Origin of the sequence: Streptomyces sp. NPDC012935 (genome assembly GCF_042900345.1) — a bacterium.
In the GTDB taxonomy this organism is placed as follows: domain Bacteria; phylum Actinomycetota; class Actinomycetes; order Streptomycetales; family Streptomycetaceae; genus Streptomyces.
Map to the genome: position 1 here is coordinate 105,897 of NZ_JBIBBC010000017.1, position 26,070 is coordinate 131,966.

The following is a 26,070-nucleotide window of genomic DNA, read 5'->3' on the forward strand; positions in this document are numbered from 1 at the left end:
CGGTTCAGCCGGCGGTGTCAGCGCCCGGTTCCGGCGCCGGGCCGAGCAGCACGAGCGTGTCGCCCTCCCCGGCGCTGACCGCCCGCCCCGCGGTCGTCGGCTCCGGGCGCCCGTCCGGCCGTACGACGAACAGCGTCTCGTACCCCGGCGGATACGGAGCCGACGCGGGCTGTACGTGGAAGCGGGCGCCGCGCTCATGGCGGTCCGCGACCGTGTGGCGGACGAACTCGGGGCCGAAGAGGATCTCTCCGGAGCTGTACGGGGCGACCAAGCCCCGGGTGTCAGGCGGTGGGCCCACCCGGTAGACCGGGCCGTCGACGCTGTCCCGCAGGACGACCGAGACGAGCGCGTTGAAGTCGTCGTCGTCCGTGAGCAGGAAGACCGAAGTGATGCCTTCCAGGCGGGCCTGCGGATCGGTCGCCACAGCCATGACCTCCCCGGCTGCCGGCTCGATGCCCGCCGCCTCGATCCGGGCCCGCCCCTGTGCGGATCCCGCCCACACCAGTACGTCCAGCCCGGCGTCGCGCAGCGCCAGGGCCAGGTCCACGACCCACGGGTCCCCGCCCAGCAGCAACGGCCGGTACCGGGCGGTGCGTACGACGTCCAGCCTGGCGGCCACGGGCCTCGCGGTCAGTCCGTAGACGAGGACCGTTCCGACGATCACCAGGAAGGTGACCGGGAGGATCTTGTCCGCGTCGCGCAGACCCTCGGTGGCGAGCGCGGCGGAGAAGGTCGTGGCGGTGGAGGCGGCGACGATGCCACGCGGGGCCATCCAGCCGATGAAGGCGCGTTCCCGGCCCGTGAAGTCCGTTCTGAGGGTGGACAGCAGCGCGATGACGGGTCTGACGGCCAGGACGAGCGCCGCGACCAGCGCAAGGGTGGGAAGGAGCACCGGAACGAGCGACTCGGGTGTCACCGACGCCGAGATGGCGATGAACAGCAGCCCGATGATCAGCTGGACCAGCGTCTCGAAGAACGGCCGCCGCGCAGGCATGTCGAAGCCCGGCAGGTTCGCGGCGACCAGACCGGTGACGATCGCGGCGATGAGCCCGGTGTCGTCGTACACAGCGTCGCAGCCCGCCGCCACCACGACGACGACTGCGAGCTGGGCGAGCGTGCCGAGGGTCTCACCGAGGCGGAGCAGCCTCAGGGCGAACCACAGCAGCGCGGCCCCGACCACGCCACCCGCCAGCCCGACGGCGATGCTGCCCAGGAACGAGCCCACCCGGAAGTGACCGGTCTGCAGACCGCCGGAGACGATGGAATGGAAGACGACGGCGCCGAGGATGCCACCGACGGCGTCGATGAGGGAGCCCTCCCACACCAGTACGCGCCGCACCTTGTCCGACGGCCTGACGTGCTCCAGCAGCGGACCGACGACGGTCGGCCCGGACACCACGAGGATCACCCCGATCATGCTGGCCACGGCCGCCGGAACGCTGAACAGGGCCGGCCCCAGGGCCATCACCGCCACCCAGGTGAGCACCACTTGGAACACCAGGAGCCGGAGGACGGTGTTGCGGGTCGGGCCCTTGAGCAGGCGCATGTCCAGTCCCAGCCCGGCGTCGTAGAGGATGAGCGCCACCGACAGCGACACCAGCGACGAGAAGTCCTCTCCGACGAGCCGGTCGGGGTGGACGATGTCGGTGAGGGCTCCCGCGGTGAACCCGGCCGGCACGAGCACGATCAGGGCCGGGATCCGCAGCCGGCCGGCCAGGATCTGGGAGCCGACGGCAAGGGCCACGACCAGGGCGAGCCCCAGCAGGATGTCGTCCTCGCTCACCGTGCCCTCATCCCTCGCCGCCGGGCTCAGCCGTCGTCGCGGGCACCGAGCCGCAGATCGGTGTCGGTGAGGCCCTCCAACTCCCCGTGGGTGTCCATCCAGTAGAGGAGGACGACCGCGGGCATGACGAGCACGACGGCGACGAGGGTGACCACCCCCAGCCAACGCAGCGTCGTGCCGGCGCCCGCGCCCTGCGCGATGGTCAGGGAGGTCGGGACCAGGTACGGCCGCTGCGCCACGCCCCAGGCGATCACGGCGGACGCCACCACACCGACCGCGGTGACCCGGGACCAGGCCCCGGACGGGCGGATCAGCAGCCAGGCGGTGGCCAGGGTGCTCACCGCCGCCACGATCACGAACACGAGTCCCGCCCCGTGCGTGAGCCCGTGCCACACGTGCGCCGCGTCGTCGTGCGCGACGATCAGCGTCACCACCGACAGCGCGGCGACGGCGGCCAGGGCGGCCAGTGCCCGCCGTCGGAAGTAGCCGTCCAGGTCCGGTGCTTCGAAGCGCCGGGCGTCCGCGGCGAGGAACACAGCCCCGAGCAGGGCGGTGGTCGCCACCGCGAGCACCCCGAACAGCACCGGGGTGGGGTGGGCCCAGGCGTGGTCCGAGGGCTTGACGTCCGCGGCCACCCGACCCGACGCCACACCGCCGGCCGCGGCGCCGAGGAAGAACGGCGTCAGCAGCGAGGAGACGGCGAACACCGCGCCGTACAGGCGCCGTCCGGCCAGCCGCTGGGCGGGCTTGCGCAGCGCGAACCCTGCGCCGCGCAGGACCGTGCCCACGACGGCCAGTGCGAGCGGCAGCCACATCGACTGGAACAACTGCTGGAAGAGAACAGGGAAGCCCGTCCACATGATGACGAGTACGAAGATCAGCCAGACGTTGTTGACCTCCCACACGGGCGCCATCGCATGGTCGATCAGCCACCGGGGCCGCTTGCCGCGCTCCGCTCCGCCGGCGGTCAGGTCCCAGAAGCCGGCTCCGTAGTCGGTGCCGCCCGCACAGGCGTAGGCGGCGATCGCGAGCAGCAGGACGACGGCGATGACCTCGGCGATCACGGCCGGCTCTCCGCGGACGAGGACGGTCCGTCAGTGCCGGACGGCGGCGCCGCGCCGGAGGGGACCGTGGGGCGCGGCCCGTAGGGGGTGTCCGTCTCGGGTGCCTGAGCCGTGGGCCGCTCCCCGGTTCCCGCTCTGTCCTCCTCGTCGGCGAGTCGCCAACGGGTGCGCATCCGCAGCAGGATCACGAGGAACGATCCGAAGATGAACACGTACACCACGACGACCAGGCCGAACATGGTCCACAGCGTGCTGGACCCGGTCGAGGTGACCGCTTCGGCGACCCTCATGTTCTCGTAGACGATCCACGGCTGGCGCCCCACCTCGGTGGTGATCCAGCCGCATTCGACGGCGACGACGGAGGCCACGCCGGACACGGCGGCGCACCGGTAGAACCAGGGCGAGGCGGGCAGCCGGCGGCGCCGCCACCAGATCAGCGCGTACCACAGGGCGAGCACCGCGAGCAGGGAGCCGATGCCGACCATGGTGTCGAACGCCCAGTGGGCGATGGTCGCCTGGGTGGCGTTGGGCCGCTCGTCGGCGGGGACGGAGGTCAGCCCGGTCACCCGGGTGTCCGGACTGAAACCGGCGAGAATGGAGTCGAACTGCGGGATCTTGATGCCGCCCGACACGCTCCCGTCAGAATGCAGTCGGCCGAACAGGTACTCGGGGACATGCGTGTCGGTCTCCCAGACGATCTCCATGGCGGCGAACTTCACCGGCTGCTTGTGGAAGACCTGCCGGGCGATGGAGTCGCCCAGCACGAACTGCACCGGCGTGAGCACGGCGGCCACCGTGAACGGGATGGTGAAGCCGAGCCGGTGGTAGCGGTCCCGGCGCCCGCGCAACCAGCCCACGGCGTAGACACCGGCCACCACATAACCGGCCGTGACGAGCATCGCCACGACGAAGTGCCAGTACTGCGGGCCGAACATGGGCGTGAAGATCGCCTTCCAGATGTTCACGTCGACGGGGTTGCCCGCGGCGTCGAGGCTGAAGCCACGCGGCGTGTTCATCCAGGAGTTGGCGGCGAGAATCCCGAAGGCGCCGAGCAGGGCCGTGGCGGGCAGCGGCAGAGCGAGCAGGAAGTGGGTCCTGGCAGGCAGGCGTCGCCAGCCGTACAGGTAGATCGCGATGAGGACGGCCTCCAGGAAGAAGGCCCACGCCTCTACGCCGAACCCGATCCCGAAGACATCGCCCCACCGGCCCATCAGGCCCGGCCAGAGCAGCCCGAACTCGAACGACAGGACGGTTCCGGTGACCACCCCGATCGCGAACTGGACCGCCATCACCGCCGACCAGCGGCGCGCCAGCAGCAGGGCCGTACGGTCACCGCGGCGCAGCCCGTAGCCGTGCAGGATGAGCGTGATCAGCGGAAGGGCCACACCCAGGGGCACCAGGATGATGTGGGACGCCAGGGTGAAGGCCATCAGGGATCTGGCCGGCAGCATCTGCGCCGGCGCGTCCGCCAGCACGTGCAAAGTGGTGTGCATATACGGGTTCCGTCCGGGGCCGTCCTGCGTGTGCTGTCAGCCGCCGGTGGCGAAACCGGGGAAGAGGGTCATCCCGCCGTCCACGTAGAGCGTGGCGCCCACCACGTAGTCCATCAGGTCGGAGGCGAGTCCGACGGCCGCGTGCGCAATGTCCTCAGGGGCGCCGACACGGTCGTACGGAATCAGCTTGAGCAGGTCGTCGCGGGCCGCGGGCGTCTCCCAGGCACTGCGATTGATGGGGGTCGCGATGGCGCCGGGGGCGATCGCGTTGACGCGGATCTTCTTCGGCGCGAGTTCCTGCGCGAGCGTCTCCATCATCATCTGCACGCCGCCCTTGGACGAGGCGTAGTTGACGTGCCCGGCCCAGGGGATGACCTGGTGCACGGAGCTCATACAGATGATCTTGCCGGCTGCGCGCGACACCTCGGGGACGACGCCGCGCCGCAGGAACTCCTTGGTGGCCTCCCGGGCACACAGGAACTGTCCCGTCAGGTTCACGTCGATGACCTTCTGCCACTGGGCGAGGGTCATCTCGGTGAACGGGGCGTCGCGCTGCAGGCCCGCGTTGGCGACCAGGATGTCGATCGTGCCGAACTCCTCGACCATCCGGTTCGTCATGGCGACGACCTGGTCCTCGTCGGACACGTCCGCCTCGTAGGCCGCCGCCCGCACTCCGAAGGACTCGATCTCCTCGACGACCTTCTCGGCCTCGTCGCGGCCGGCCACGTAGTTCACCACCACGTCGGCGCCGGCCCGGCCCATGGCCACGGCCGTGGCCTTGCCGATGCCGGAGTTCGCGCCGGTCACCAACGCCTTCTGGCCCTTGAGCAGGTGGGCGGGGATCACGTCGCGGGGCGCGCCCTCGGGGGAACTCACGATGAAAGTCTCTCCATTGCGTGGCCGGATCCCCCGGGTCGTGGCCCGGAGGTCAGGGCGTCACACAATCACCGCCGTCGCGCGTTGGCGCGTGGCACGAGCCGGTGTTGGGCCGACCGGCGCAGGAACTTCGCCCGCTCGAAGGCGAGTCGCCGGGTCTCGCTCAACCCAGCCGTTCCAGGAGGTGATCGCCCACCCGCAGGGCGTTCGCCATGGCCGTAAGGGACGGGTTGACGGCCCCGATGCTCGGGAAGAAGCTCGTGTCGACCACGTACAGGTTGTCGAGGTCGTGCGCCTTGCAGTGGACATCCAGGGCGGAGGACGCCGGATCGGTGCCGAAGCGCACCGTGCCCGCCTGGTGCGCGGTGGCACCGATGGGCATCCCCTTGTGCAGGTAGATGCTGTGCGACAGCAGGCGGTGCTCGTGCATGCCGAGATGGCCGAGCATGTGCTGGAGCTTGCGCCGCAGGCGCTTCAGCCCGGCCGTGTTGTTGTTCTCGTCGAGCGTCAGGCGGATGCGGCCGTCGCTCTCCAGCGTGACCCGGCTGTCCGGCAGCGGCAGGTCCTCCCCGCACAGCCAGAAGTCGACGGCGTGATGGGCCAGCACCTCGAAAGGCATGTCGGGCGCCACCGCCCCGGCCCAGCGCGGCGCCTCACCATGGATCTGCTCGGCGTCCGACTTGCCGAGCATCTGGATGCCGCCGAGCGGATACTCCCAGTCGTCCGCTCCGAGGTACCAGTCGTGCAGCGCGAGCGTCTTCTGGAACCGGGTGTCGTTGGGCTCCTTCGACACGGCCATCAGGGCGAGGTTGTTGTGCCGCATGTAGTGGCGGCCGACCACGTCGGAGCTGTTCGCCAGCCCGGCCGGGTGCCGGTCGTTCGCCGAAGCGAGCAGCAGCGCGGCCGAGTTGACCGCTCCGCACGCCACGACCACGATGTCCGCCTCGAAGCGGGCCTCCTGCCCGTCCGCGAGCGTGGCGACGACGGCGGTGACGCTGCGGCCCGTCGGGTCGGTGTCGAGGCGCGTGACGTGGGCGTTGGTGATCATCACGACGTTCGGTTGCTCCAAGGCCGGTTCGACGCACACCACTTCGGCGTCGGACTTGCCCCGGACCAGACAGGGGAACCCGTCGACCCGGCTGCAGCGGATGCAGGCGCTGAAGTGGGTCGCCCCGCCGTTCGCGTCCTGGGTGAGGTCGACCCCGATCGGCAGATGGAAGGGATGCAGGCCCTGCTTCTCCAGGTTGTCGCTCAACTGCTGGATACGCGGCTCGTGTTCGACCGGAGGATGGGCGTACTGCTCGCTGTACGGGCCCTCCCAGGGGTCCTCGCCGTGCCGGCCGTGCACGCGGTAGAGGTGTTCCGCCTGGGTGTAGTACGGCTCCAGGTCCTCGTACCGGATCGGCCAGGCGGGGGAGAGGCCGTCGTGGTGACGCAGCTCCCCGAAGTCCTCGGGCCGCAGCCGGAACAGGGCCGCGCCGTAGAACTTGGTGTTGCCGCCGACGTAGTAGTTGACCTCGGGCGGGAACTCGTTGCCGTGCTTGTCGAGCCAGAACTCCGGGGCCCGGTACTTGCCCTTGACGAACACGGCCGTGGAGTCCCAGTTGTCGCGCTCGCGCGGGAGGTAGTCACCACGTTCCAGAACCAGGACCCGCTTGCCCGAGGGGGCCAGCCGGTGGGCGAGCGTTCCCCCGCCGGCTCCGGTGCCGATGATGATGACGTCGTACTGGGGGGAGTCGCCCATGACGACCACCGTCCTTGGCTGGGGTGGTCTCCCGCCGCTGCGGTGACCCGGACACGTCTGGGGGCCCACTTCGAACGTATACGGAGGCTGCCGAAGCGGCATCCGCACAAGAACCCGTACCGCCGTTCACAGAACGGCGATCGGGTTCACCGGCGAGCCGGTGCCCGCGGGAAGCCGCAGCGGGGCGACCACGCACAGGAACTGTGAGCGGGCCGACCCGGCGCAGGCCTCCGCGAGCTCCTCGAGGTCCAGCCAGTCCAGCAGGTGCAGCCCCATGGCGTTCACGGCCAGGACGTGTACGGGGTAGCCGACGCCGGTCACGGCGCTCGGTGCCGCGTCGTTGTTGCCGTCCGATCCGAGAACGGCGACACCCCGCTCGGCCGGGAAGCGCATCGCCTGCGGATGCAGTCCGGCCCGGGCCTCGGCCGGGTCCCAGGCGCCGAGACTTCGTCGCCGACGGCGATGCCCCACGCGCACGAAGAGCAGGTCGCCCGGTCCGACCGTGACCCCCTGTGCGGCCTCGGCGGCCTCGAGGTCCGCGGCGCTCACCTGCTCGCCGGGTTCCAGCCACGGGACGCCCCGCAGCGGGGGGACGTCCAGCAGCACACCGCGTCCGACGATGCCGTCCCGCACGAGATCCAGCGTCAGCGCGCCGGCGTGGTCCGGCGTCACCGTGCTCGCCGGGACCCCGCCGTAGAGCTCGCCGTCGAACATCACGTGGCAGAGCGCGTCGAGGTGGCTGTCGGCGTCGCCGTGCACGTTCATGGCGAACCGGTCGCGGGCGAAGTGCAGCCCCGGGGCGGTGGTCTCCTCCTGGTCCGTCGGCGCGATCATCCGGTGGGACGCGGGCTGCGGATTGTCCGGCCCCGGCGCGGTCTCGATGGGCGCGGCCAGCGAGACGGTACGCCCGGTACGCACCTCGCCGACGGCGGCGACGACACGCTCGGGCGTGAGCCGACCGAGCGCCCCGCGGTGACCTCCGCTGCCGTCCGCCTGCTCTCGCAACCGGCGGTACAGGGCCCGGAAGTCCACCTCGGACATGCGCTCCGGCGCCGAGGCCTCAGGACGCGAACTCATCACAACCCAGGGCCGGGCCCGGCCGGGCTCCACTGCGCGGCGGGCTGGACGAGCACGACGAGCGCGGTGCGCTTCCGGCGATCGGCCATGCGAGCTCCTTGTCTGAAGGGCACCGGCTTCCACTGTCGACCGGACCGCACGGACACGCACGTCGGCGCTGCGCGGGTTCGGGCCTCCCGAGCCTGAACCAGACGGGCACGCCCGCTGCGCGTCCGGGATGCGGAGAGGGAAGCGGGGTGGACCGGGCGCGGCTCCGGGTTGGGTCGGGGGCGCTGGGGGCGGTGGCCCGGTGCAGCAGGGAGCGCGGCGGGGTGTCCGGCCCGGCTTGCATGGGTCGGGACCGGGGCTGGTCCGGCGTGCCGGAGGTCCGCTCGGCCGGTGGTGTGCGACGCCTGTGCGCCCCCGTCGGCGGTGCCCGTGCGGGACGCCCTGGGGACGGCACGGGTGGGTGGGGTGACTGGATGGGGCGTGGCTCCCGGTTCTTGGCAGCCGGGGCTCGGTGTGTGTGGGGCCCGTGTCTGGCCTGCGGGAGGTCCGCTCGGCTGGTGGCGTGTTGGACGGTCTCGGTGCACCGGCCGCCCGGTGCCCGTTCGGCCTGCCGACAGCAGTGGGTGCGTGCCTGGATGCGTCGCGGCTCCGGTGGTCCCAGGCGCTTTCGGGGGCTCCCCGGTGTGCGGAGCCGGTCGGGGGCGAGCCTGGCCCGGCGTAGCAGGAGGTCCGGTCGGCTCGCCCGGTGGGTTGCAGCAGCGCATGCGAGCCCCGGCTCGGCACAACACGGCACATCGCGGCTCGGCGCAAGCGGGCCCGGCGCAAGCGGGCCCGGCACGTACCGGCTCGGCGCGATCCGGCTCGGCGCAAGCGGGCTCGGCGCAGGCGGGCCCGGCACGTACCGGCTCGGCGCAAGCGGGCTCGGCGCAGGCGGGCCCGGCACGTACCGGCTCGGCGCGATCCGGCTCGGCGCAAGCGGGCTCGGCGCAAGCGGGCTCGGCACGTACCGGTCCGGCGCAAGCGGGCTCGGCGCAAGCGGGCCCGGCACGTACCGGTCCGGCGCAAACGGGCCCGGCACATACCGGCCCGGCGCAAACCGGCTCGGCGCAACCCGGCCCACCCCACCCGGCCCGCCTCCCGCCCGCGTCAGTTGCCCTCGGCGCGGTCGCCCGCAGTTCCGGAGGCCTGGTCAGTCGTGGGCCTGTCCGGTGGGTGCGAGCTCGGATGGGCGGGGGCTCCGGCCGGTGCTGGGGCCGGCTTGCCCAGCGGAGGCACGGGACGGCCCGGTGGGAGCAGTTGGGCGGTCACGAAGCCCACCACCGCCGCGAGCAGCACCAAGGGAGTCATGGCTCCGCTGCCCATGAGCAGCACGACCAGCACCGCACTGCTCACCGGCAGTCGCAGCGCGGCCGCGGCCGCTGCCGCCATGCCCGCCGCCAGGCCGGGCACGACTCCCAACCCGGGCAGGGGTGCGAGCAGGACGCCCAACGCCGCCCCCAGGAACAGCGCGGGGAAGATGGGACCGCCGCGCAGACTGCCCAGGCACAGCCCGTACGCGACCGCCTTGAACAGCAGCACGGCGATCAGGGCACCGACGCCCCAGGAGTGCGGGTCCTCGGCCAGCTTGGCCAGTGTTGCCTGGCCGGAGGACGCCACGTCCACCGGCGTCCGGTCGGCGGCCAGCGTGTAGACCGCGGCGCACGCCCCGGCGGCCAGGGCGCAGGCCACCGTATGGACGACGGGCCTTTTGGAGACGAACACCGCGGCCAGGCGCCCGGTGTCCAGGATCATGTGCACCGCGACTCCGATCACGACGGCCATCGGAATCGCCCACAGCACGTCCCCGACGTCGAGGCGCGGCGTGGGCACCCCCAGTGTGAGCGTCAGGTTGCCGATGGACAGGCCGGTCCAGCGGCCGAACCCGGTGAAGACGAGCGATCCGATCCCGCTGGACAGGAGCGCCGGCAGCATGACGGCGAACAGCCGCGTTCCGCCCACCCCGGCCACCTCGATCAGAATCACTGCTCCGACCAGCGGGTTGCCGAAGATCGCCGGAAGCGCCGCGGCGGCGCCGGCCGCCCCGAGAAGTGCCGCGCCCTGTGTCGTCACCGGGGCACGCGCCAGTTGCCCGAAGAGCAGGGCCAGGCCGCCGCCGAGCGCGATCAGCGGGGCCTCGGGGCCGAGGGTGGCGCCCAGCGGCAGGCTGGCCAGGGCCGCCAGGATGACTCCCGGCAGGGATACCGGGGGGAGCCCCGCAGCGTGCAGACCCGCGGCGGGAACATGACCGCCGGCTCCCGGCAGATACCGGACCACGAGACCGACGGCGATGCCGGCGAGCGTCAGCAAGGGCAGCGGCCACCACCACGGAGGGGTGTCCCAGCCCAGCGCCGAAGGCAGATCGGCCCACAGCAGGTGCTCGAGCTCGTGCAGTGCGGCCAGGAACCAGAACGCGGCCAGGGAGACCGGAACTCCGATCAGCGCGGAGAAGCCGAGCGCCTTCTGGTAGGCGGGGCTGCGCAGCAGTTCCCGCAACCGGTCGGCCTCTTCCGGCTGCGTGCCGGTGGCGGGCGCAGCCGAGGGCCCCGGCTCAGGCACGACCCCGTTCCCCCCGCGTCAACCGAGGACCTGGCGCTTCTGGGCCACGAATTCCTCTTCGGTGAGCACGCCCTGGGCCTTGAGGTCGCCGAGCTGCTTCAGCTGGTCGATCTTGCTGGACATCTCGTCGTCGGCCGACGGCGGTGCGGCGGGCTCGGGCGCAGGCGCGGGCGCGGGCGCGGCGGGCGTCGGAGGTGCGACACCCTGCTGGTAGGCGACTTGCCGTTCGGCATCCTGCTGGGCCCACCGGCCCGCCTGCCGCCGTGAGACGCGGTTCGACACGGCTGTGGCCGTCCCCGCGACGACGGCGGTGCGGGCGACGCCGCGAAGGAGTCCTGGCATGTCACTCATCTCCCCTGTGATCCGTGGATGGTGTGGCGCTGAGTGATGTGGCGCTGGGTGGTCTGGCGCCGCTGCGGCGGCATCGGCTCCTCTCAGGGCGCCGCCGTCGCCTCGGCGGCCTCCAGCGACTGCAGCAGCGCGTCCACGGGGATACGCCCGCTGGCCACCACCTCGGCCCCGCCGCGCCGCAGCGCACGGGCCAGGGGCGCGGCCCAGACGTTCTCGTACACGACGACGGCGGCGGAGTTGCCGGCCTCCAGCGCGGCTCCGGCGTCGTCCAGGTCGCCCTGGTCCAGCAGTCCGGATGAGGCTCCCTCGAACACCGTCAGGTCGACCTCGTCCCCGACGTTGCGCAGTTCCAGTACTTCGACCGAACCGTCGGTGCCCTTGTGGATGAAGACGAGGTCGAGGATGCGGATGACGCCGCCCTCGACGAGGTCCACGAGCAGGGGCAGCCCCTCACCCGTCATACGGCTGCCGGGGAACTCGACGATCAGGTAGTCGACGGGCCCCATGTCCCCGATGTCCTGGTGCATGGCCACTCCTCAGAGGTGGGTAAGGGCCCGGTCACACCTCGTCGGGCGTCGGTCGCCCGCGGCGCAGCCGGAGGATCAGACCCTCCAGCCATTGCAGCACTCGGCCCGGCGCCCTGCATGTTCACCGGGCGTCCGGGCCGCCGTGCCGACCTCAGGTTTTGACGCTCACGGTCTCGTCGGGCATCCGCGTCGTCTGCCCGCCCGGTCCGCGTCCGGCGAAGTGCATGGCGATGCAGGCCCCCAGGTACAGCGCGGCGACGACCAGCAGCAGCGCCTGATAGCCCGTCATCAGGGCCAGGTACTCGAGCGCGCCCCCGGTCAGCGCGCCCAGCAGATTCGCGCCGAACGCGGCGGTCGGGTCGGCGGCCTGCGCGAGGCGGTCCGAGAAGATGAGGTTGGCGCAGAAGATGGGCGCGAAGGCCAGCGCGATGGCGGCCGCGAGCCGGCCGACTGTGGGCAGGGAGAGAACGGCCTGCGGCGGGACGAGATAGGCCACCGCGAGGGAGCCGAAGAGCATCAGCTGCAGCACCAGCATGTTCACCCGCCGCAACCTGCGCCGTACCTCGACCGCGGCCAGGACGGAGAGCAGGACGCCGAAGAAGACAAGGGCATTGACCAGCCAGGTCGTACCGAAGTAGAGCGCGAAACCGATCACGTTCTTCGTTTCGAGCAGCAGGAAGGCCGCGCCCAGCAGGAACATGTCTGCGTAGCGGAACGTGCTGCGGATGCGGACCCCGGCCAGGCGCACCGACAGCAGCGTCACCAGCAGGATCGCACCCAGGGCGCCCAGATAGATCGTGGGAACGGTCCGGTGCAGCAGATACGGGAACGGGTGGTCGTCGGTCGCGGCCGCCGGGACCGGGCCGCTCGGCTGCCAGGTCTGCTTGCAGGACTGGTCGGCCGGCGTCAGGCCGGCCACCAGCACGGCCGCGTTCCGCTTGAACGTCGTCATACAGGGGGCGTGGCCGTAGAGGTCGTCGAGGTCACCGGCGAAACGGTCGACCAACCAGCTCTTGCGGTAGTAGTTGTACATCGCGAACGCGCCGTCCGGCGTCAGGTGATCGCGGGCGGCCTCGAACGCCTGCCGGGTGAACAGGTAGCTCTCCAGCCTCAGGTTGCTCGCGCCCGACACCAGGGTCAGGGAGTCCGGGAGCGCCAGGATGATGAGGTCGTACTTGGCGTTCGTCCGCTCCAGGAAAGCCCGCCCGTCGTCGATGTGGACGTGCACCCTGGGATCGTCGTACGGCCTGGCGGGGTGCAGCTGCGCGCCGATCTCCTGCAGGCGGGGATCGATCTCGACCGCGTCCACGTGCTGCGCCCCGTGCTCCAGTGCGACGGCGACGTCATTGCCGTTGCCGGCCCCGATGATCAGCACGCGTTTGTGCGGGTTGCGGGGCGTCTGGTCGTAGGCCTGCCGATAGGGCGAGTTCTCCCGCATCAGAACCGGGAGCGGCGCGGTGCTCTGGTGCGGGACGCCGTTGGCGGAGATGTAGTACGTCCGCGTCGTGGTCGGCGAGGACTTCAGCTCGATCTTGTAGTACGGCGACCAGGAGATGCCGGCCGTGGCCGTCTCCACGAACAGCGCGGCGACCATCGCCGTGAGGGGGACGCCGTAGAAGAGGGTGTTGCGGCGGCCGCCGAGGATCAGCAGCGCCACGGCGGCGAGTACGCCCCACACCACCGAGGGGGCGCGCAGCCAGGACAGTACGGCGAACGAGACCGAGCCGGTGATGCTGCCGAGCAGGTCGTAGCGGTAGGCGTCGAGTGAGGGGAGTTGGCGGAAGAGGTCGGCGGTGATCTTGCCGATCCCGGCCATGATCACCGCGGTCAGCAGGAAGATGGCCGGCAACGTCACCCACTGGGGGAGGCCGGTCGTCTTCACGGCGGTGAAGTAGATGACCTCACTGCTGCTCTGACGGACCTGGACCGGGTACGTGCGTACGAGGATGACGAGCAGTGCCAGGGGGATCGGGGTCCAGCGTTTGAGCCACTGGCCGCGCGCGGCGGGGATCAGGAAGCCGATGCCGATTCCGAGAAACGATCCCAGCAGGATGAAGTTCGAGAAGTAGCTGAGATGGACGACGTTGGCGCCTGCCCATCTGATCAGCGCCAGCTCGACGAAGAGCATGGTGGTGCTGGCGAGCACCAGCTTCCAGCGCACCGAACTTACCTTTTGCCCGGAATCGGTCAGCTTCATGCCGGATTACGGTGCCATTTCCGGGTCGGTGAGTCGAGATGCCTTGCCGGTGGGAGCCGTGCGGGTTGAGCAGACGGCGCTCGCGAGCAGCGGGATGTCAGACGTGTTCGAGGAGGCGTTCCAGCGGGCGGGGTACGCGCTCGAGGTCCAGGTGCGCGACCAGCGACTGCGCGTAGAGCGCCTTGCGGCCGCTGTGTGTGCCCATGAAGCGCCGCAGTTGGTGTTCCACGGGCCGTTCTCGCTGGGCCGGCTGGTTCTGGAAGGTCTGGAAGGGGCGCGACTCGCCCTGAGCCTCGATCACCTGCTGCACGGCCTCGGCGCCGAGAGCGCGGATCAGCTCGTCCTCCAGGTCCGCGACACACACGTGGAACCCGAGTGCCTCCAGCCCGGCGGGCGCGGGACCGGACCCGAGCCCGACCCGCTCCAGATGGCGCCGGAAGTGCCGTTCCTCGCCGATGTCGCACAGACCGGCCAGCGGGAGACCGAGCCCCGGCGGACCGCACACGTCCAGAAAGTGCCCGATGTTCGTCGCACCTCCGAGCGGCACCACCGCTACGCCCTCCGCGCCGAGGTCACGGCCGTGACGGGTGGCCAGCGCCTCGAGGGCGACCTGATCACTGCTTCCCTCGACGAGCACGATCGTCCGCACCTGGCCGCCGGCCAGCTCCCGCGCCGTCGCGGCGGCCGTACCTGCGCCCGGCCCGCCGGCCGCCCAAGCGGCCACCGCGCGGCGCCATCGCGTCAACTCGTCCACGAGACCTCGCTTCCCCGAAGCCATCGTGGCACGCCCGAGAACCTGTCCGCGCGGACGTTTTTCCGTTTTCCGTGCGCGCGTAAATCCGTCGCGCCCCGCGCGGGGGAGCCGTTAGCCTCCGGCTGAGGCGCAGCGAGGTGCGTTTCCTCGAAGGGGGCCCGGCATGGACACCGATGGCGTGCGGACCGACCGATTCGGCCTGCTGCTCGACCAGTTCGACCGGGCCAGGGAGATGGCCGAGGTACGGCTCACGGGGCTCGGCGACGAGGAGTACCTGTGGGAGCCGGTACCCGGCTGCTGGTCGATCCGGCGCCGTGCCGAGGCGACGACGCCGAGGGCCTTCGGGCCGGGTGAGTGGCTGCTGGACCAAGGTGCCCCGGACATCCCCTCCAACGAGTACGCCGAGGTCGCCCGGCAGGCGGCCGGCGGCATGTCCGTGGCGAAGATCGCCGAGGACTGGAGCGTGAGCGTCGAACGCGTCGAGCAGATCCTCGCCCACACCGGCCCTACCGAGCCTGACGAGACACCGATCACCACGATCGCCTGGCGACTGGGGCACCTGCACTACGAGTTCGCGGGCCAGTGGGAGTGGACCTTCGGCGAACGGCGTCAGGACCCCAAGCTGATGGTCGACTTCAGCCCGTCCGCCGCCGTGACGCTCGACCGTTTCTGGGCGGTGATCGACCGCTGGCGCGCGAGCGTCGGCGCCATGACCGACGAGCAACTCGACACGCTCGGCTTCTCCCAGTATCCCTACGGCTCCGACCCCGACGAGCCGTTCATCTCCGTCCTGTGCGGGGCCAACCTCGAGTTGATCCATCACATGGCCGAGATCGCGCTCCTGCGAGACCTGTGGCGGGCTCGCTTCACTGCACCTGCTCGCACCCAGAGGTGAATCCGCGCCCGAAGGAGGCCTTCCGCGTCGGCGCGGGGCCTGTGATCCATACGTGATCAGCGTCCCGTAGTCTCCGCCTGTTCAGGGCAACCGGGACGCGGTACCGAAGACGGGGGACGGGGCGACATGACGTATCGGCGTGCGGTGATACCGGCGTTGGCCGGAGCGGTGCTGCTGACGGCGCTGCTCTGGTGGGCGGGGGCGAGTGTGCGCGCGCTGGACCTGCCGGGTGCCGACGGCGTGTTGGGCGGGCAAACCGCTGCGGGACTCGAACAGTGGCTCACTCCCTGGTCGTACGATCCTCCGGCCTCGGCTCAGTTCGGCGCCGATGTGCCGGGTGGCGCCGGGGACGTGGCCGGGGCCTCCGGCGACCGCTACCGCGAGTTGTACGGCACCGCGCTGCAGATCCGCTTCTGCGCGGTCTTCGCCTTCTTCGTGCTCGGGGCGCTGCTCCTGATCCGCCGGCTGCCGCCGGTGCGGGGCCGGATGACTGCCGCGTTCCTTGCGCTGTGGGGCTGGGGTCTGGTGGCCGGGACCCTCGCGGTGACCATCTCGGCGCCGTGGCTGATTGCCGCGTGGGGGCACGGCAGTTACCGCTTCCTGCCGCAGCTGGCGAGTGTGATCTCCTCCGGGCGGCAGATCCTGGTGGTGACGGCGTTCGTCGCGGCGGCGGGTACGGTGCTCGCCGCGCGGGTCGCCGACAAGGAGACCGAGCCGCCGGCACCGCAGGCCGTTCCGGCGCGCGCCGCCCGCCTGGCCGCCACCGTCGGGACCGCGGTGATCGCGCTGTCCCTGGTGGTGCTGTCGTACCAGGATGTTGCCGCCGCCATCCAGACGGCCTTCATCGGCGGTGGGCTGCTCTCCGAACCGGGCGACCTGCTGCGCCAGTGGCTGCTGTTGGGCGCCTGGTCGGACCCCTCGGGGGCGGCTCTCGGCGACTGGCTCGTGGTTCGCCTCGGGGATGTGCTGTTGCTCGCCGTGGTGTGGTGGGCGCTACGGCGGCTGCCGCCACTGCTCACCCGGGCCACGGTCCCGGCTATGGCGGTGGGCGCGGTGTGCGCGACCGTCCTGGGGCTGCTCGCGAGCCAGTTGCTGCGGATGGCGACCGACAGGACGGGCATGAGCTACGGGCTGCTGCAGCAGTTTGCCGGACTGGGTGGTGGCGTCCCGGCCGCCCTGACCTTCGGCCTGGCGGCGGGAGCCGCGGCTGCCGTGACTCTGAGGCTGGCCGCGCCTGGGCGCGTCGACGAGACGGCCGAGGCCACCGTCTCCGCGTAGGCCCGCGCGACCGTCGCTACCGGCGAACGTAAGGGGAGTTGACGGCCCGCCGAGTGGCGCCGGAAGCCTCCGCCGACTCCCGGACCGGTCTGCGCCAAGCCCCAACTCATTGACAGGTCCATACCAGGGCGCGATTCTGAGAGCGCTCTCAGAAGCGTCCTGATCGACCGGAGTCGAACGGAGACAGAGCATGCTGCGCACACTCAAACGCAGAGCCTCGGCCGTGGGGCTGACCATCGCCACGGTTCTCACCGGAGGGCTGCTCACGGCAGGCGCGCAGTCGCCGGCCCAGGCCGCCGTCCCGGCGACGATCCCCCTGAAGATCACCAACAACTCCGCCCGCGGCGAGCAGGTGTACATCTACAACCTCGGCACCGAACTGTCGACCGGACGGCAGGGCTGGGCCGACGCAGGCGGCGCCTTCCACCCCTGGCCCGCGGGCGGCAACCCGCCGACCCCCGCACCCGACGCCGCGATACCGGGACCGGCAGCAGGCCAGTCGACGACCATCCGGATGCCGAAGTTCTCCGGCCGCGTGTACTTCTCCTACGGCCAGAAGCTGGTGTTCAAGCTCACCACCGGAGGCCTGGTCCAGCCCGCCGTGCAGAACCCGACGGACCCCAACCGGAACATCCTGTTCAACTGGTCCGAATACACACTCAACGACTCCGGCCTGTGGATCAACAGCACACAGGTCGACATGTTCTCCGCGCCATACGCCGTCGGAGTGCAGCGCGCCGACGGCAGCACGGCAAACACCGGCCGGCTCAAGCCCGGCGGATACAACGGCTTCTTCAACGCCCTGAGAGGACAGCCCGGAGGCTGGGCCAACCTCATCCAGACGCGCCCCGACGGGACCGTGCTGCGCGCCCTGTCGCCGCTGTACGGACTGGAAACCGGAGCACTCCCGGCCTCCGTCATGGACGATTACATCAACCGCGTCTGGCAGAAATACGCCACCTCGACCCTGACCGTCACACCCTTCGCCAATCAGCCCAACACCAAGTACTACGGCCGGGTCTCCGGCGGCGTCATGAACTTCACCAACACCGCCGGCGCCGTCGTCACCAGCTTCCAGAAGCCGGACGCCTCCTCCGTCTTCGGCTGTCACCGGCTCCTCGACGCGCCGAACGACCAGGTGCGCGGCCCGATATCGCGCACGCTGTGCGCCGGGTTCAACCGCTCCACGCTACTGGTCAACCCCAACCAGCCCGACTCCAGCGCCGGTGCCTTCTACAAGGACGGCGTCACCAACCACTACGCACGCCACATCCACGCGCAGATGGCCGACGGCAAGGCGTACGCCTTCGCCTTCGACGACGTCGGCCACCACGAGTCACTCGTGCACGACGGCGATCCGCGTCAGGCCTACCTCACCCTCGAACCCTTCAACTGACAGCACGTCACCGATGGGTCCGACAGCCACCGGCACCGTGAGCCGATCGCGGTGCCGGTGGAGTCAGTGCCCGCGGGGCCCCGCCGCGCGGAGGTGTCGGGCTGCGGTTCGTACCGGGTCGGCCGACAATGGGCAGTGGATCACATGTCCGGCCCGCCCAGGGCGCCGCGGCGGCGTCGGCCCGAGAGGAACGTGCTCATGCGCGCTGTGTCTTCGCCGGGCGCGCGGACGGGGGCGTTCATCGCGGTGGCGGTCGCCCTGTTCTGCATCCAGCTCGACTTCTTCGCGCTGAACCTGGCCGTCCCCGGGATCGCCGACGAATTCGGTGTCACCGCCTCGGCCGCGCAGTGGACGCTGTCCGCCTACATGCTCTCCATCGGCTGCTGCTTCATCGTCGGCGGCCGAGTGGGCGACGTCTTCGGCCGCAGGGGCGCCCTGCTCGGCGGGACCGCGCTGTTCGCGGCCGGGTCGGCCGGCTGTGCGCTGGCGCCGGGGCTCTGGGCGCTGGTCGGGGCACGGATCGTGCAGGGCATCGGTGCGGGCTTCGTCTTCCCGGTGTCGGTCTCCGTGATCACCAACGCCTTCCCGGACACGACCCGGGCCCGGGCGCTCGGGGCGGTGTTCGGGATCGCCAACATGGGCACGGCCCTGGGACCGTTCGTCGGCGGCGGCTTCACCGAGGGGCCAGGCTGGCCCTGGATCTTCTGGCTGCTCGTGCCACTCAGCGTGCTCGCGCTGATCGTGGCCTACGTGTACGTCCCCGACTCCCGGGACTCGACGGCCCCACGCCAGCTCGACCTGGCCGGCTGCCTGACCGTCGTGTGCGCCCTGGCGGCGCTCACGCTGGCCGTGGAGCGGGGCAGTGCCTGGGGCTGGGACCACGCCCGCACGCTCACCCTGCTGGCGATCGCCGCCGTGGCAGGCGCCCTGTTCGTACGGCGGGAGCGACGCGCCCGGCATCCGCTCATCGATCTGCGGCTGTTCCGCAACACGCCCTACGTCCTGGTGACCGGCGCGGGGACCGTCACCAACATGGGCTACGCCGTCACCGTCTTCCTCTCCACGCTGTACCTCCAGCAGGTGCGCGGGCTGTCCCCGCTCGTTGCGGGCGTGGTGTTCCTGGCGCCCGCCGTACTTGTGGCGTTCAGCGGGCCGCTCGGCGCGAGACTGTCCCCGCACATGCAGCCGACGGCGGTGATGGCACTGGCCGGGGCCATCGCCGGATCGGGCATGATCGTGCTCAGCCTCGCCACGGCCTGGTGGCTGTACGTTCCGGTGTTCGCCTGGTGCGGACTGGGCCTCGGTCTCGGCTGGACCTTCGCCAGCGTCGCCACTCAGCAGGTGGTGGCGCCCGAACGGGCCGGCGAGGCCTCCGGTGTGCTGCTGACGTTCCTGGTCACGCTCGGCGGCGTGGCGCTGGCGGGCGCCGCGGCCGCGATCACGGCCATGACGCCGCAGCGCTCGGCGGAGGCCGCCTACGACGTGATCCTGCGCTTCGGTGGCGTGGTGATCCTCGCGGCTTCCGTGGTCGTCATGGCCGTACGCCACCGGCTCGTGGTCCGCGGCCAGGTCCCGCCGCTCGGCTCGCGGGCGCCGGGTGGCGGGCGCCTGCCGTGAAGGGCGGGGCCGAGCGGACGCAGATCCTGCACCGGTCGGTGCGGGTGACTGTCGCTGCGGCTGCGGGCTTCTACAGCTTCGTGTACGGACTCGACGAACCGGTGCTGGCGCTGTACGCCCTGTTCGCGCCGATCTCCCTCGGCCTGCTGTCCCCGATCCCCGGGTCCGGGCGCCGGCGCGCCGAGGTGATGCTGAAGGCGCTGCCCGTGGGCCTTCTCCTGGTCACGCTGGGTACCGTGCTGGCGGTGCAGACCTGGGCGGCGGTGCTCGGCATGCTCGTCGTGGGCTTCTTCCTCGCGTTCGCGGCGATCGCGGGCCCGCGCCCGGCCGGTGCGGCGCCGGGACTCCAGCTCTTCTACATCCTGGCGTGCTTCCCGCCGTACGAGCCCGGGACGCTCGGGCTGCGGCTGGCGGGGCTCAGCTTCGGAGTGCTGGCGTTGGTGCTGTGCGAGCTGTTCCTGCTGCCACAACCGCCGGACCCGCCGTACCGGGCGACCCTCGCCGCGGCGCTGGCGACGGCGGGTGACACCATCGCGGGGCGAAGCAGCCTGTCTCCCGAGGCTCTGCGGGAGACAGGCGCACGGCTGCGCCTGTCCAGCATCCCGCCCGCGGAACGCCCCGCGGGCCCGGGCCGCGCGCCTCGCGGTCTCTCCCAGGCGGGGTCCGCCACCCGTCGGCTGCTCGAACAACTGGCCCATCTCACCGAGACCGGCGAACTGCGCGAACTCGTCCGGGAGGGCGCCGGAGGCGGCGGCGCGGGCCGCACCGAAACGCCCTCCGGGTCACTGCTGCCACAGGTGGCATCCCTGTGCGACGAGACCGACGCCGCCCTGCGCACGGGCCGGCCCGCCCCCGGCCCGCAGCGGATGGACAAGGCCATCGACGACTTCCAGCAGCTGCGCGTACGGCAGGCGACGGGCCCCGCCGCCGAGGTGCCGCCGGTGCCGGTGCTGCGACGGCAGGCGGCGCTGCTGGCCGTCGCCGAGTCGACGCGCATCCTGGAGATCTCCGTACGGGTCGGCCTCGACGGGCGACGCACACCGCCGATCCGGCCACGGGAACTCTTCTGGTACACCCATGCGACCGCGCCCCAGCTGTGGGCGCACCGGTTCACCGGCAACATGACGCTGCGCTCGGTGCAGTTCCAGAACGCCGTACGGATCGCCGTGGCGCTCGCCGCCGCACGGCTCGTCGCGGGTTCCCTCGACCTGACCCACGGCTTCTGGGTCCTGCTTGCAGTGCTGACGCTGAGCCGGACCACCGTCGGGGCGACCTGGGCGGCCATCCGGCAGGCCGTCACCGGCAACCTCGTGGGCGCCGTCGCGGCGGGGGCCCTGCTCATCGGCCTCGGCCGGCACACCGAGGCGTACGCCGCGATCCTCGCGCCGGCCATGCTCATCGCCTTCGCGCTCGGGCCGCTGCTCGGCATCGCCTGGGCCCAGGGGCTGTTCACGCTGGTGGTAGCCACCGCGTTCGCCCAGATCGCACCGGCCTCCTGGCGGCTGGCCGAGGCACGGATCGTGGACGTGGTGACCGGCAGCGCCATCGGCCTGCTGTGCGCGATGCTCGCCTGGCCGGCGGGCGCCCGCACCGAGGTACGCAGAACCATGGCAGGGCTGCTGCGGGAGTGGGGCCCGCTGATCAACGGCACCGTCGACATGCTGACCGCCGTACCACCGGGATCGGCACCGGCCCCGCCGACACTCCCCGCCCTGCACCGGCTGCGCCTCGCCGAGTCCGCCTACGCCCAGTTCCGCAGCGAGCCCGGAGCCGAACCGCCCGTGCGCGCCGACTGGCATGCCGTGCTCATCACCGCCAACCACATCCTGCTCGGCGCCCAGTGGCTGGCCCGCTTCGACCTGCCGGCGAGCGCGCTGCCTGCGGACACCGCCGACCGGGCTCGGGCAGAAGCCCGCGCTTTGGCTCAGGCCGCCGACCGGCTCGCCGCCCTGTGCGCCGCCGACCGGCCGCCGCCGCTCGGGACCCCGCCGACGCCGCCCCCGGAACCGACGGGACAGCCACTGCCCGTGCTGGTCGACCTCGACATGTGGCTGCGCAGTCTCACCGTCCAGCTCACCCGGATCGAGGCGGGGCTGCCCGAGGCGCTGGGCCGGACGGCCCGCGGCACGACTGGCGTCCATGGAAGCCACGGAAGTTAGGGGGCGCCCCGTGTCCAGCCGGAACCTCCGCTCCGAACTGCGGCCGCCCTCGGCGCGAGGGTGGCTGTGGTGGCTGCCGTTGGCCGCCGTCCTCGTCGACCTGGCGGCCGAACTCATCGTCAGAGGACGCGAACCGGTGAGCTTCATGCTCATCGCCGTACCTGCGCTCGCCGCCGCGACACGCGGCCCGCGCGGCACCGCCCTGTCGGCCGTGGTCTGCCTGGGGCTCCAGATGTGGATGGCCGCCCGCCGCCCCGGCCACTTCGACGAGCAGCACCATGTCGCCATGTACGTCGCCACGAGCCTCATCGGCATCGCCAGCATTGCGCTCGCCCGGCAGCGGGAGCGAACCCGGCAGCATCTGATCCGGGCCAACTCGGTCGCCGAGGCCATGCAGCGCACCCTGCTGCGTCCCGTACCGCGCAGGCTCGGCCCGGTACGTGCCGCCGGGTTCTACGAGGCGGGGGAGGGCGGCACGCTCGTCGGCGGGGATCTGTACGACGTGTGCGAGACGCCCTTCGGAGTCCGCGCGATCATCGGCGACGTCCGCGGCAAGGGACTTGACGCGGTTCAGACGGTCGCGGCGGTGCTGGGCAGCTTTCGCGTCTCGGCCCACGAATGGCAGAACCTGAGCAGTCTGGCCGAGCGCCTGGAACTCAGCATCGCCCGCAACAGCCCGGTCGGCGGCGACGGCGACCCCGAACTGTTCGTGACCGCACTGGTGCTGGAGTTCCCGCCGGAGGGCGGCGAGGTGCACATCGTCGACCGCGGCCATCCCCCGCCCGTGGTGATCGGCCCCCAGGGCGCCCGACGACTGGTCACGGCGCCCGGTCTGCCCCTGGGCCTGGGCGCGATGGCGCCGGGCACGGTCGACACGACCGTCCATCTGCTCAAACCCTCCGACGTGCTCCTCCTGCACACGGACGGCGTGAGCGAGGCGCGCAACGCGGACGGCGTCTTCTACCCCGTCCTGGAGCGGCTCGGTGAACGCTTCTCGGGCCGCCGCGTCATCGATCCGGAGACGGTCGTGTCGTTCGTGCGGAGCGACGCGGAGCGCTGGTCGACGCAGTCGGACAACGACGACCGTGCCGTCCTCGGCCTCGCCCTGGAGCCGGATGGGCTCAAACCGAGCCGCCACGCCGGAAGTTGACTGTTCACCAGTTCTGAACATCAAGTACAACTTTGCCGGTTCTTGGTGTAGCTCTGCCGTGGATTACGTGAGCCTCGTGGGCACCACGCGGTGACTGCAGGCCCCGCCGTAACAGGGCGCAGCGGCCTGGTCACCATCCCCCCACGTACGGTGGAAAGGCAACAACGATGACGATCAACCGCGCTCTGCGGTACGGCGGCCGCACGCTGGCACTGACGGCGACCGCCCTCGGGACGATCGCGGCGGCCGTGCCCGCAGCCGCCGACGAACAGCCCACGGCGGAGCAGATCCTGGCCGACTGTGCTTCCGGCGAAGGCAAGTGCAGCTTCAACTCCCCCGAGATCGGCGAGGCTTACCTCGGCAAGCCGCGCCAGGTCTCCGAACTGCTGTACAACTGCACCGCCTCGCCCGCAGCCCAGACGATGTCGTGGGCCGACACCGTCGGCTCCTCCCACTCGGTGGGAGGTTCGGTCACGGTCGGCGGCGGCATCGAGGGCATCATCACCGCCAGTGTCACCGCGACGTACAACTACACGTGGCAGAGCTCGCACACGGAGACGAGCTCCTTCACGGTGAACGTGCAGCCCGGGGAAGTGGGTTGGATCTCCCGCGCCCAGGTGATGCAGCAGATATCCGGCACGTGGCAGACCCACTACGACGACCCCAAGTGGGGCCACTACTACTGGTTCGTGCCCGACGTGATCACCGGCCCCGCCCCGAACGGCACGGACGGCAAGCACAACGCGGTCGTGGTCGAGTCCCGCAAGATGACGGCCGACGAGAAGAAGCTCTGCTCCAACGGCTCCACCAAGGACGAGGTCTTCACCCGCGACAGCTGAGCCGGGCCACCACGAGGCGGACGAGCCGGCTGGAAGACCGGTCGGCTCGCCCCCTGCGGGGGTCACCTTCGGGACGCGTTGCCCTCGATGTCTCTGCCCGAGCTCGCCGCGAGGGCGGGCGGGGACGCGAGGAGGGCACGGAGGTCGATGACCCGGTAGCCACGCTCGGAGATCGCATCGAGGATGCGGGGCAGGGCTCGGGCATCGATCACCTCGGTGCGACCCCGCGACGCCCCCACGTGCATCTGCAGGACCGCCCCCGGGCGCAGTGCGTCCAGCGCCCTGCGCACCGCGCGGTCGACGGTCATACCGCCCTCGGAGCCCATCCACCCGTTGGTGTCGGTGGTGAACTCGATGTCCGCGAACCCCAGTGCGTTGACTTCCATGATCTGGGCAGGGCTGGTCTCGCTGTAGGGGAACCGGAAGAACGGAGTCAGGGAAGCGCCCGCCCCGGCCGCGCGCAGCGCCCGATCCGCCGCCTCTACTTCACGGCGCCTTCCCTGCGCCGACAGGTCCGCGAAGTACGGGTGGCTGTAGGAGTGATTGCCCAGCCCGTGTCCCGCAGCGGCGATCCTCTTCACCACCCCGGGGTACCGATCAGCGAAGTCACCGGTCAGGAAGAACGTGGCCGGGGTGCGCCGTTGCTGGAGGTCACCGAGGATGCCGGCCAAGCCGGCGTCGTTCCAGGCCGCGTTGAACGTCACGGCGACCACCTGCTCATCCGTACGGATCACACGGTTCTCCGATCCGAACAGGGCCCGCAGGCGTTCCTGGTCCACGGCCGCCGCCGGGCGAGGGGGTACGGTCCTGGCCGCCACGGCCTGCGGGCCGGGCACCACGGCCCCCCACAGAACGGCGAACAGCGCGGCGGCCACCGCGATCAGCCGGCGGCGCACGCGAGGGTGCACGAGGACGAGGGAACGAGTCTCCATGCCACCGGCATCGGCTGCCCGGTGCCCTTCCTTGAGCGTGATCGTGTGCGGCGGGCTCACCGTCCCTGATCGGCGGCGTTGGTTTGTCGTGCGGTTGCCGCGGCACTCGGACAGCCACGTGGATGGTGCCCTGCGGGGTGATCATCGCTGCGTGAGGTGCGTCGGCCAGACGCATCGGGACCTGGCCCGCCAGTCGGGCGGAACATAGGGCGGTCGATGACGACGATCGGCGTTGAAGAGGAGTACCTGCTGCTCGACCCGGGCACCGGCCTGCCGGTGCCGCAGGGGGCCGAGGTGCGGGAGGCGGCGGGGCTGGGGCGTCTGGCGGCCGACCGGGAGGTGCAGCACGAGCTGCTCCAGGCGCAGGTCGAGGTGGCAACCCCGGTGTGCGACACGCTGGATGAGGCCGGGGGACACCTGCTGCGTCTGCGGCAGGCCGTCGCGGTGGCCGCCGAGGAACACGGCTGCCGGCTCGCGGCCTGTGGGACGTCGCCCGTGCGACGCGGTCGCCCCGTGGCCGTCACCGACGAGGCCCGCTACCGGGCCATGGTCACGCAGGCGCCCCAGCTGGTGGCGGAGCAGCTGGTCAACGGTATGCACGTGCATGTGGCCGTGCCGGGTCCTGAAGAGGGTGTCCAGGTCCTGAACCGGATCAGGGCATGGCTGCCGACCCTGACCGCCATGTCGGCGAATTCCCCGCTGTGGGACGGGCAGGACACCGGCTTCGCGAGCTGGCGTACGGTGATCTTCAGCCGCTGGCCGGTCAGCGGCCTGCCCCCGTGCTTCGAGGACGCCGCGGACTACGACCGGCGCGTGCAGCGGCTGCAGGACGCCGGTTTGATCGTCGACAGCGGCCAGGTGTACTGGCAGGCCCGCCTCTCGCCTCGCTACCCCACCATCGAGGTGCGGTGTTCGGACGTCCAGCTGAGCGCGGACGAGGCGGTCATGCTCGCCGGGATCATCCGGGCTCTTGTGAAGACCGCTTTGAGGGAAGCTGCCGCCGGGGCGCCCGCGCCCGTCCACGAACCGGAACTTCTGCGGGCCGCAATGTGGCATGCGGCCCGCCACGGTCTCCGCGACACCCTGGTCGGCCTCGGCGGCACCCTGCAGCCTGCCGCCGCCGTACTGCACCAGCTCCTGCGCCACGTCTCTCCCGCACTGGACGCCTCCGGCGACACCCGGCAGGTCACGGCGCTGGTGCGCCGGCTGCTGCGCGACGGGACCGGCGCCGACCGGCAACGCACCGCCCTTGCCGAAGGCGGCATCCAGGCGGTCACCGACCTGATCGGCGTCCGGAGCACTGTGCCGTGACCCCATGGATTTTTCCCTTGTAGACGGACGGCTCCTGGGTACTC

20 protein-coding genes are annotated in these 26,070 nt (G+C 71.4%); 8 read left to right on the forward strand and 12 right to left on the reverse strand.

The genetic code is table 11. The features are described 5' to 3' along the window. Positions 1 to 4: 4 nt before the first annotated feature. The 11 genes from ACFY5C_RS32355 to ACFY5C_RS32405 all read right to left on the reverse strand — a co-directional run bounded on the left by ACFY5C_RS32355 (position 5) and on the right by ACFY5C_RS32405 (position 14,449). Entirely contained in the window at positions 5 to 1,783 is a 1,779-nt protein-coding gene (locus ACFY5C_RS32355; RefSeq protein ID WP_389450943.1) for a cation:proton antiporter, read from the reverse strand. A 26-nt stretch (positions 1,784 to 1,809) separates the two neighbouring features. Next, complete coding sequence (locus ACFY5C_RS32360) at positions 1,810 to 2,847, reverse strand: cytochrome d ubiquinol oxidase subunit II (protein ID WP_389450946.1); 1,038 nt, start codon at positions 2,845 to 2,847, stop codon at positions 1,810 to 1,812. Further along, complete coding sequence (locus ACFY5C_RS32365; RefSeq protein WP_389450949.1) at positions 2,844 to 4,340, reverse strand: cytochrome ubiquinol oxidase subunit I; 1,497 nt, start codon at positions 4,338 to 4,340, stop codon at positions 2,844 to 2,846. The genes ACFY5C_RS32360 and ACFY5C_RS32365 overlap by 4 nt, the downstream gene beginning before the upstream one ends. 36 nt (positions 4,341 to 4,376) lie before the next feature. Further along, complete coding sequence (locus tag ACFY5C_RS32370; RefSeq protein ID WP_389450952.1) at positions 4,377 to 5,216, reverse strand: SDR family oxidoreductase; 840 nt, start codon at positions 5,214 to 5,216, stop codon at positions 4,377 to 4,379. Positions 5,217 to 5,379: 163 nt separating this feature from the next. Further along, on the reverse strand, positions 5,380 to 6,960 hold the full coding sequence (locus ACFY5C_RS32375) for a GMC oxidoreductase (RefSeq protein WP_389450955.1): 1,581 nt from the start codon (positions 6,958 to 6,960) through the stop codon (positions 5,380 to 5,382). Between the two features lie 126 nt (positions 6,961 to 7,086). Continuing rightward, the gene (locus ACFY5C_RS32380; protein WP_389450958.1) at positions 7,087 to 8,037 is read right to left on the reverse strand and encodes a cyclase family protein; all 951 of its coding nucleotides are present in this window, start codon (positions 8,035 to 8,037) and stop codon (positions 7,087 to 7,089) included. A 1,134-nt stretch (positions 8,038 to 9,171) separates the two neighbouring features. After that, complete coding sequence (locus tag ACFY5C_RS32385; RefSeq protein WP_389450961.1) at positions 9,172 to 10,620, reverse strand: chloride channel protein; 1,449 nt, start codon at positions 10,618 to 10,620, stop codon at positions 9,172 to 9,174. Between the two features lie 18 nt (positions 10,621 to 10,638). After that, complete coding sequence (locus ACFY5C_RS32390) at positions 10,639 to 10,962, reverse strand: SHOCT domain-containing protein (RefSeq protein WP_389450964.1); 324 nt, start codon at positions 10,960 to 10,962, stop codon at positions 10,639 to 10,641. Between the two features lie 92 nt (positions 10,963 to 11,054). Beyond that, positions 11,055 to 11,498 (reverse strand): DUF6325 family protein, encoded by a 444-nt coding sequence (locus tag ACFY5C_RS32395; RefSeq protein WP_389450967.1) that lies wholly within the window; start codon positions 11,496 to 11,498, stop codon positions 11,055 to 11,057. 151 nt (positions 11,499 to 11,649) lie between these two features. Continuing rightward, on the reverse strand, positions 11,650 to 13,695 hold the full coding sequence (locus ACFY5C_RS32400; RefSeq protein ID WP_389450970.1) for a spermidine synthase: 2,046 nt from the start codon (positions 13,693 to 13,695) through the stop codon (positions 11,650 to 11,652). 97 nt (positions 13,696 to 13,792) lie between these two features. Next, entirely contained in the window at positions 13,793 to 14,449 is a 657-nt protein-coding gene (locus ACFY5C_RS32405) for a TOPRIM nucleotidyl transferase/hydrolase domain-containing protein (protein ID WP_389450973.1), read from the reverse strand. Positions 14,450 to 14,612: 163 nt separating this feature from the next. Between ACFY5C_RS32405 and ACFY5C_RS32410 the strand changes: the two genes are divergently transcribed. The 7 genes from ACFY5C_RS32410 (at position 14,613) to ACFY5C_RS32440 (ending at position 23,783) form a co-directional block, all read left to right on the forward strand. After that, positions 14,613 to 15,344 (forward strand): DinB family protein, encoded by a 732-nt coding sequence (locus ACFY5C_RS32410; RefSeq protein WP_389450976.1) that lies wholly within the window; start codon positions 14,613 to 14,615, stop codon positions 15,342 to 15,344. Between the two features lie 126 nt (positions 15,345 to 15,470). Further along, a complete protein-coding gene (locus tag ACFY5C_RS32415) occupies positions 15,471 to 16,622 on the forward strand; it encodes a hypothetical protein (protein ID WP_389450978.1) in 1,152 nt (383 codons plus the stop codon). A gap of 190 nt (positions 16,623 to 16,812) precedes the next feature. Then, the gene (locus ACFY5C_RS32420; RefSeq protein WP_389450981.1) at positions 16,813 to 18,018 is read left to right on the forward strand and encodes a glycoside hydrolase family 64 protein; all 1,206 of its coding nucleotides are present in this window, start codon (positions 16,813 to 16,815) and stop codon (positions 18,016 to 18,018) included. A 198-nt stretch (positions 18,019 to 18,216) separates the two neighbouring features. Next, positions 18,217 to 19,635, forward strand: coding sequence for an MFS transporter (locus ACFY5C_RS32425; protein ID WP_389450984.1), 1,419 nt, complete (start codon positions 18,217 to 18,219; stop codon positions 19,633 to 19,635). Continuing rightward, positions 19,632 to 21,794 carry an FUSC family protein gene (locus tag ACFY5C_RS32430; protein WP_389450986.1) on the forward strand — a complete coding sequence of 721 codons (2,163 nt, stop codon included), beginning with the start codon at positions 19,632 to 19,634 and terminating at the stop codon, positions 21,792 to 21,794. Before ACFY5C_RS32425 ends, ACFY5C_RS32430 begins: the two co-directional genes overlap by 4 nt. Positions 21,795 to 21,804: 10 nt before the next feature. Next, on the forward strand, positions 21,805 to 22,944 hold the full coding sequence (locus ACFY5C_RS32435) for a PP2C family protein-serine/threonine phosphatase (RefSeq protein WP_389450989.1): 1,140 nt from the start codon (positions 21,805 to 21,807) through the stop codon (positions 22,942 to 22,944). 167 nt (positions 22,945 to 23,111) lie between these two features. Continuing rightward, positions 23,112 to 23,783, forward strand: a complete 672-nt coding sequence (locus ACFY5C_RS32440) for a hypothetical protein (protein ID WP_389450992.1) — start codon at positions 23,112 to 23,114, stop codon at positions 23,781 to 23,783. Positions 23,784 to 23,845: 62 nt separating this feature from the next. Here ACFY5C_RS32440 and ACFY5C_RS32445 read toward each other — a convergent pair whose 3' ends face one another. After that, a complete protein-coding gene (locus tag ACFY5C_RS32445; RefSeq protein ID WP_389450995.1) occupies positions 23,846 to 24,715 on the reverse strand; it encodes a polysaccharide deacetylase family protein in 870 nt (289 codons plus the stop codon). Positions 24,716 to 24,931: 216 nt separating this feature from the next. Here ACFY5C_RS32445 and ACFY5C_RS32450 point away from each other — a divergent pair, with 216 nt between their 5' ends. Continuing rightward, positions 24,932 to 26,026, forward strand: a complete 1,095-nt coding sequence (locus tag ACFY5C_RS32450; RefSeq protein ID WP_389450998.1) for a glutamate--cysteine ligase — start codon at positions 24,932 to 24,934, stop codon at positions 26,024 to 26,026. Positions 26,027 to 26,070 lie beyond the last annotated feature (44 nt).

Bases quoted from the DNA above. Each gene is read 5' to 3' on its own strand.
- ACFY5C_RS32365 (WP_389450949.1), bottom strand. From the start codon at position 4,340: ATGCACACCACTTTGCACGTGCTGGCGGACGCGCCGGCGCAGATGCTG.
- ACFY5C_RS32375 (WP_389450955.1), bottom strand. From the start codon at position 6,960: ATGGGCGACTCCCCCCAGTACGACGTCATCATCATCGGCACCGGAGCC.
- ACFY5C_RS32380 (WP_389450958.1), bottom strand. From the start codon at position 8,037: ATGAGTTCGCGTCCTGAGGCCTCGGCGCCGGAGCGCATGTCCGAGGTG.
- ACFY5C_RS32390 (WP_389450964.1), bottom strand. From the start codon at position 10,962: ATGCCAGGACTCCTTCGCGGCGTCGCCCGCACCGCCGTCGTCGCGGGG.
- ACFY5C_RS32395 (WP_389450967.1), bottom strand. From the start codon at position 11,498: ATGCACCAGGACATCGGGGACATGGGGCCCGTCGACTACCTGATCGTC.
- ACFY5C_RS32400 (WP_389450970.1), bottom strand. From the start codon at position 13,695: ATGAAGCTGACCGATTCCGGGCAAAAGGTAAGTTCGGTGCGCTGGAAG.
- ACFY5C_RS32410 (WP_389450976.1), top strand. From the start codon at position 14,613: ATGGACACCGATGGCGTGCGGACCGACCGATTCGGCCTGCTGCTCGAC.
- ACFY5C_RS32415 (WP_389450978.1), top strand. From the start codon at position 15,471: ATGACGTATCGGCGTGCGGTGATACCGGCGTTGGCCGGAGCGGTGCTG.
- ACFY5C_RS32420 (WP_389450981.1), top strand. From the start codon at position 16,813: ATGCTGCGCACACTCAAACGCAGAGCCTCGGCCGTGGGGCTGACCATC.
- ACFY5C_RS32425 (WP_389450984.1), top strand. From the start codon at position 18,217: ATGCGCGCTGTGTCTTCGCCGGGCGCGCGGACGGGGGCGTTCATCGCG.
- ACFY5C_RS32440 (WP_389450992.1), top strand. From the start codon at position 23,112: ATGACGATCAACCGCGCTCTGCGGTACGGCGGCCGCACGCTGGCACTG.
- ACFY5C_RS32445 (WP_389450995.1), bottom strand. From the start codon at position 24,715: ATGGAGACTCGTTCCCTCGTCCTCGTGCACCCTCGCGTGCGCCGCCGG.
- ACFY5C_RS32450 (WP_389450998.1), top strand. From the start codon at position 24,932: ATGACGACGATCGGCGTTGAAGAGGAGTACCTGCTGCTCGACCCGGGC.